This window comes from Enorma timonensis (assembly GCF_000321165.1).
In the GTDB taxonomy this organism is placed as follows: Bacteria; Actinomycetota; Coriobacteriia; order Coriobacteriales; family Coriobacteriaceae; genus Enorma.
This window is the reverse complement of sequence record NZ_CAPF01000080.1, coordinates 1-6,747: the sequence shown is the minus strand read 5'-3', so window position 1 is coordinate 6,747 and position 6,747 is coordinate 1. Positions and strand designations below refer to the sequence as shown.

At 68.8% G+C, this 6,747-nt stretch carries 5 protein-coding genes; all 5 read left to right on the top strand.

What is annotated here, in order from left to right; genetic code table 11:
* The first annotated feature begins 191 nt into the window (after positions 1 to 191).
* The 5 genes from BN423_RS08970 (at position 192) to BN423_RS08950 (ending at position 6,580) form a co-directional block, all read left to right on the top strand.
* Positions 192 to 2,126: an ABC transporter ATP-binding protein gene (locus BN423_RS08970; protein WP_019239919.1), complete on the top strand. Its 1,935-nt coding sequence runs from the start codon at positions 192 to 194 to the stop codon at positions 2,124 to 2,126.
* Positions 2,127 to 3,992, top strand: coding sequence for an ABC transporter ATP-binding protein (locus tag BN423_RS08965; protein ID WP_019239918.1), 1,866 nt, complete (start codon positions 2,127 to 2,129; stop codon positions 3,990 to 3,992).
* Positions 3,993 to 4,437: 445 nt separating this feature from the next.
* Positions 4,438 to 4,818 (top strand): GntR family transcriptional regulator, encoded by a 381-nt coding sequence (locus tag BN423_RS08960; protein ID WP_019239917.1) that lies wholly within the window; start codon positions 4,438 to 4,440, stop codon positions 4,816 to 4,818.
* An 82-nt stretch (positions 4,819 to 4,900) separates the two neighbouring features.
* Positions 4,901 to 5,854 (top strand): ABC transporter ATP-binding protein, encoded by a 954-nt coding sequence (locus BN423_RS08955; RefSeq protein WP_232385552.1) that lies wholly within the window; start codon positions 4,901 to 4,903, stop codon positions 5,852 to 5,854.
* Positions 5,855 to 6,580 carry an ABC-2 transporter permease gene (locus BN423_RS08950; protein WP_019239915.1) on the top strand — a complete coding sequence of 242 codons (726 nt, stop codon included), beginning with the start codon at positions 5,855 to 5,857 and terminating at the stop codon, positions 6,578 to 6,580. It begins immediately after the preceding gene.
* Positions 6,581 to 6,747 lie beyond the last annotated feature (167 nt).

Sequence of the window (6,747 nt, the reverse complement as noted above, 5' to 3'; positions counted from 1 at the left end):
CCCGCAGCCGGCGCGCCCGCCGTTATCCCCGGCAGCCCCTCCGCCGCCGCATTTTTAACGCTTACGTTATAGATGCATGACCTACCATGGCCTATCATCTCTACATTGGTACCGGCCATCGCCCCGCGCCGCCTGCGCCCGCCCGCGACCCGCCGGATTCCCCGCATCGACCCGACCGTTTGAAGGCGATCATGTTCAAGCTGCTCCGACGCTTCGCCGGCGCGTACCGCCGGTATTTCATCGTAGGCCCCGCGTGCAAGCTGCTCGAGGTCTTCTTCGACCTGCTCACGCCCCTCGTCATCGCGCGCATGATCGACGAGGGCGTCGGCGCGCACGACCTGCCCGTCGTGCTGCGCTACGGCGCGCTGCTGCTCATCATGGCCGCGATCGGCATGGCGTTCACGCTCGTGTGCCAGAAGATGGCCGCGCTCGCCTCGCAGGGCATGGGCACGGACATCCGCTGCGACCTGTACCGCTCCATCAACCGCCTCTCGTATGCGGAGCTCGACCGCTTCGGCACGCCCTCGCTCATCACGCGCATCACCAACGATGTCAACCAGGTGCAGCTCGCCATCGCCCTCGGTATCCGCCAGCTCATCCGCTGGCCGTTCCTCGCGGTGGGCTCCATGGTGGCGGCGCTCGCCATCGACCTCAAGCTCGGGCTCATCTTCCTCGTCTCCACGCCGCTCATCGGCATCGTGTTCTGGGTGGTCATGGCCCGCAGCGTGCCGTACTACCAGGGCATGCAGCGAAAGCTCGACCGCATCGGCCTCATCTGCCGCGAGGGGCTGTCCGGCGAGCGCGTCGTCCGCGCCTTCGTGCGCGAGCGCCACGAGCGCGACCGCTTCCGCGCCGCGTCGGCCGACCAGGCGGCGACCGCCATCGCCGTGGGCAAGCTCTCGAGCGTGCTCAACCCGGTGACGTTCCTCGTCATGAACCTCGGCGTGTGCGCGATCCTCTGGGCGGGCGGCATCCAGGTGAACGTGGGCGCGCTCTCGCAGGGCGAGGTCATGGCCTTCGTGAACTACATGACGCAGACGCTGCTCTCCATCGTCTACGTGGCGAACCTCGTGGTGGTGTTCACGCGGGCGAGCGCCTCGGCCACGCGCGTGAACGAGGTGCTCGAGTGCGAGCCGAGCATCTCGGACGCGGGCGCGCAGCCGGTGGACGTGGAGGCCGCCCTCGCCGCGGGCGCCCCCGCCGTGCGCATGCGCGATGCCGCCTTCTCGTTCCCGGGCTCGGCGGCACGCGCGGTGGACGGCGCGGACTTCGCGCTGCGCCCGGGCCAGACGCTCGGCGTCATCGGCGGCACGGGCTCGGGCAAGTCGACGCTCGTCTCGCTTATCCCGCGCCTCTACGACGCGACGGCCGGCGCGGTCGAGGTGCTCGGCCGCGACGTGCGCGCCTGGCCGCTCAAGCAGCTGCGCCGGGTGGTGGGCGTCGTGCCGCAGAAGGCCTCGCTCGTCTCGGGCACGATCCGCTCGAACCTGTGCTGGCGCGACGCCGCGGCGACCGACGACGAGCTGTGGGACGCGCTCGCCTGCGCACAGGCGGCGGATTTCGTGCAGAAGCTGCCCATGGGGCTCGACAGCCCGGTCGAGGCGGGCGGCAAGAACTTCTCGGGCGGGCAGCGGCAGCGCCTGTCCATCGCCCGCGCGCTTGTGGGCGAGCCGCTCGTGCTCATCCTGGACGATTCCGCCTCGGCGCTCGACTTCAAGACCGACGCCGCGCTGCGCCACGCGATCCGCCTGCGCGGGGTCGCGCGCGTGCCGGGTGCGTCGACGGCGCCCCTCACCACGGTGATCGTCTCGCAGCGCGTCTCGTCCGTGCGCGACGCGGACCTCATCTGCGTGATGCGCCGCGGCGCGGTGGTCGGCCTCGGCGCGCACGACGAGCTGCTGCGCTCGTGCAAGGTGTACCAGGAGATCTGCCTCTCGCAGCTCAAGCGCGAGGAGCTCGGCCTCGCCGACGACGAGGTGCTGGAGGTTACCGACGACGGCGAGCTCGAGCTGGCCAACGGCGAGGCGCTCGCGACCGTCGGCGCGGGCGGGGGAGCGCCGGCAGCGACGGCCGCCGCGTGCCCGGCGACCGGCTCCGTCGAGGCATCCGATACGGGGGTGGCGTAGATGGCGAACCCATATCAGTCCGTGGGCTCGGTCTCGACCGTCGCGTCGAGCATTTCCGGCAACAGCGACCTGGGCGGCCCCGGGGCGCCCGGCAGCGGGCCTAGGCTCTCCACCGCGCGCTACGGCACCTGGGAGGTCACGCGCCGGTTGCTCGGCTACGTGCGCCCGCACGCGTTCTCCTTCACGGTCTCGTTCGTCGCGGCGACCATCTCGGTGGTGCTCCAGCTGTACGTGCCCATCCTCATCGGCCGCGGCATCGACCTCATCGTCTCGGCGGGCAGGGTCGATTTCGCCGCGCTCCTGCCGCTCGTCGAGCAGCTCGCGCTCGTGGTGGTGGGCGCGGCGGCCTTCCAGTGGCTCCAGGGCTACTGCGTGAACCGCCTCTCGTACGAGACGGTGCGCGACCTGCGCGTCGAGGCCAACGACAAGCTCTTCCGCATGCCGCTCTCGTTCATCGACAGCCACCCGCACGGCGACCTCATCAGCCGCGTGGTGAACGACGTCGACCAGGTGGGCGATGGCCTGTTGCAGGGGTTCACCCAGCTCTTCACCGGCGTGGTGACCATCGTGGGCACGCTCGTGTTCATGCTCTCCATCTCGGTGCCCATGGCGCTCGTCGTGGTGCTCGTCACGCCGCTCTCGGTGCTCGTGGCGTCGGCCATCGCGAAGTTCTCGAACAAGAGCTTCTCCGCGCAGCAGCGCATCCAAGGCCAACTCGGCGGCTATGTGGAGGAGCTCGTGGGAAACCAGAAGCTCGTCGACGCCTTCGCGTTCGGCGACCGCGCCCAGGACGGCTTCGACGCCATCAACCGCGAGCTCTACACGGCCGGCGAGCGCGCGCAGTTCCTGAGCTCGCTCTCGAACCCCGGCACGCGCTTCGTGAACAACCTCATCTACGCGGTGGTGGCCATCATCGGGTGCGCGGGCGTCATCACCGGCGTGCCGGCGCAGCTCACGGTGGGCGAGGTGCAGACGTTCCTCTCTTATGCCAACCAGTACACGAAGCCGTTCAACGAGGTCACGAGCGTCATCACGCAGATCCAGACCGCGTATGCCTCGGCGCGGCGCCTCTTCGCCCTGCTCGACGCGGCCGAGGAGGAGCCCGACGCGCCGACCGCCCGGGAGCTCGCGAAGCCCGCCGGCGCGGTCGACATCGACCACGTGGACTTCTCCTACGTGCCCGACCGCCCGCTGCTGCGCGACATCTGCGTGCACGCGCGCCCGGGCATGCGCATCGCGCTCGTGGGGCCCACGGGCTGCGGCAAGACGACCCTCATCAACCTGCTGCTGCGCTTCTACGACGTGGACGCGGGCGAGATCCGCATCGACGGCGAGCCGGTGCGCGCGGTCACGCGGCCGAGCCTGCGACGCGCGTTCGGCATGGTGCTGCAGGATAGCTGGCTCTTCGAGGGCACGGTGCACGACAACAACGCCTACGGCCGGCCCGACGCCACGCGCGAGGAGGTCATCGCCGCCGCCGAGCGCGCGCACGCCGACTCGTTCATCCGCGCACTGCCCGACGGCTACGACACGGTGATCCCCGAGGACGGCGGCACGCTCAGCCAGGGGCAGAAGCAACTGCTGTGCATCGCGCGCGTCATGCTCTGCGACCCGGCGATCCTCGTGCTCGACGAGGCGACCTCGAGCATCGACACCCGCACCGAGCTGCAGGTCCAGCGCGCGTTCGACAAGCTCATGGAAGGGCGCACGAGCTTCATCGTGGCGCACCGCCTGAGCACCATCCGCAACGCCGACTGCATCCTCGTGATGCGCGACGGCGTGATCGTGGAGCGCGGCACCCACGACGAGCTGCTCGCGCTCGGCAACGCGTACGCCGAGCTGTACAACGCCCAGTTCGCGCAGTAGCGCGGCGGGTTTTCGGGGTGCTTCGGGGCGCGTTTGCGGGGGTCTGCGGCGTGTCCGGCATGTTCGAGCGCCGAAACTGAGTGGGATTCTAGATGCGCTGGGTAGACCGCCTTATTTCACGGAGAAAACGCAGGTAAGCTATCTTCGACAAGCGGGTCTACTCAGACATTTCGAAATCCCACTCAGTTTCGGCGCTCGAATGTTCGGCGGAGGCTCGCGAGAGGCTGTGCGGCCGTTCTCCAACTCGCCCCTGCGCGCGTCCGTCGCGCAACCATAGCCGCGAAACGCCAAAAAACAGCCTAAACCCCCTTGCACTGTACATAAGTGTATATATACTGTATGTATCGAGTATATACACTATACTCGCTGAGCGGCGCGCTGGGACGTCAGGCGCGCCCGCCAGGCCGCTGGGGGACGCCCCGGCGGCGTACGGAAAGGAACCTGTGTGGAGATCATCATCTCGAACGCGAGCAGCAAGCCCATCTACGAGCAGATCACGAGCCAGATCAAGGCAGCGATCCTCTCCGGTGAGCTTGCGGAGGGCGAGCAGCTCCCCAGCATCCGCGTGCTGGCGAACAGCCTGCGGGTGAGCGCCATCACCACGAAGCGCGCCTACGCCGACCTCGAGGCCGCGGGCTTCATCGAGACGGTGCAGGGAAAGGGCAGCTTCGTGGCCGGCGGCAACGCCGAGCTCATCCGCGAGGAGCAGCTGCGCGGCATCGAAGGGCTGCTCGCGGAGGCGGTCGAGCGGGGACGCGCGATGGGCCTCGCGGACAGCGAGCTCGCCGAGATGCTCGACCTCATGCTCGAGGAGCGTCGGGCATGAGGGGGGGGTAGCGCTCCGCGCGTAGGCGCGGCGGACATCGCACACCTCCTACCAGCATGAACGATGAAAGGTGGCGGCACCTATGGCATCTATGAACCCTATGGGCGACCCGATGGCGAGCGCGGGCGCGAGCCTGAACGCGGACGCAACCCCGGCGCTCATCGAGGCGCGGGACATGACCAAGCACTACGCGGGATTCTCCCTGCAAGACGTGAGCTTCACGGTGGGCGAGGGCGAGATCGTCGGTTTCGTGGGCAAGAACGGCGCGGGCAAATCGACCACCATCAAGGCGCTGCTCGGGCTCATCGGGCTCGACGGCGGCAGCGCGCGCATGCTCGGCCGCGACGCCCGCGAGCTCGCCCGGGGCAGCGCGGCGGCGCTGAAGGAGCGCATCGGCGTGGTGTTCGACACCGTGTCGGTGCCCGGGCACCTGCGCGTCCGAGACGTCGCCCGCGTGATGGAGCGCGCCTTCACCTCGTGGGACGCCCGCGCGTTCGACCGCCTCGCCCATGCGTTCGACCTCGACGGCGCCAAGCAGGTGAAGGAGCTCTCGCGCGGAATGGGCATGAAGCTCAGCCTGGCGTGCGCGCTCAGCCACGGCGCGCAGCTGCTCATCCTGGACGAGGCGACGGCCGGGCTCGACCCCATGGCGCGCGACGAGATGCTCGACCGCCTCCGCGACTTCGTGGCCGAGCCGGGGCGCGCGGTGTTCATGAGCAGCCACATCACGAGCGACCTCGAGCGCATCGCCGACCGCGTGCTGTGCATCGACGAGGGGCACATCACTTTCGACCTCGCCAAAGACGAGATCACCGACGAGATGGGCATCGCCCGCTGCCGCGTCGCGGACTTCGAGCGCATCGCGGCGAGCGGCTTCATCCCCGAGCACGAGCTGCGCTATCGCAAGAACGACTACGGCATCGACCTGCTCGTCCCCGACCGCTTCGCGTTCAGCGAGCGGTTCCCGAACGTGCCCGTCGACCGCATGACCATCGACGACTACCTCACCCTCACCCTGAAAGGCGGTGTGCGATAGATGAAGCGCGCATACCTCATCGAGATGACCATCTTCCGGGACTACTTCAAGCAGCTCATGGGCGTGGGGTGCTTCGTCGCCGTGTTCGTGAGCATGGGCATGGGCACCATCGTGGCGGCGCCGGCGATCCTCACCATGATGTTCTTCATGCTGGGCACCATGGCCGCCGCCACGTACGACGAGCAGAACAACTGGGGGCTCTACCGGCTCACGCTGCCGGTGGGCCGCCGCGACGTGGTGCTCGCGCGCTATGGCGTGATCGTGACGCTCGGGCTCGCGGGCATGCTGCTCATGTCGGGCATCTGCGCGGTGGTCATGGCGGTGGCGACGGTGGTCGAGCTCCCCATGGGCATCTCGGAGATCCTGGCGTTCGACCCCGACATGGTGCAGGGCATGGTGTTCGCCGTGGCGTTCTGCATGGCGCTCGGCGCGCTCATCGCGAGCATCGAGACCCCCATCTACTTCAGGTTCGGCCAGAACAAGACCACCCAATGGATCCCCATGGTCACCATCCTGCTGTTCGTGGGGCCGATGCTCATCGTGAACGGCACGGGCATCCTGGACAGCGGCGCCATCCCCATGGAGACCATTGCTCAGGTGCTCGGCTTCATCGAGACGCCGGCGGGCGTGGCGGCGTGCTTCGGCATCGCGGTGGTAGTCGCCGCGGTGGCGCTCGGCGTGTCGGCTGGCGTGTCGCTCAAGCTCTACGAGCGCCGCGAGCTGTAGCGGGTGTTGCGGTGGGCGCGGGGACGGGCGTTTTTCGCGCCGCGCGTCGCCTGCACCCGCCGGATAGCGGCGCACGAGGGGCTGCGCGGCGCCCCGCGTTCCCAAAGTGAGCGAAACGAACGTTTTATGAGGGGCTAGCCGAGTAACCGGCACAGGGGCAACTCGGC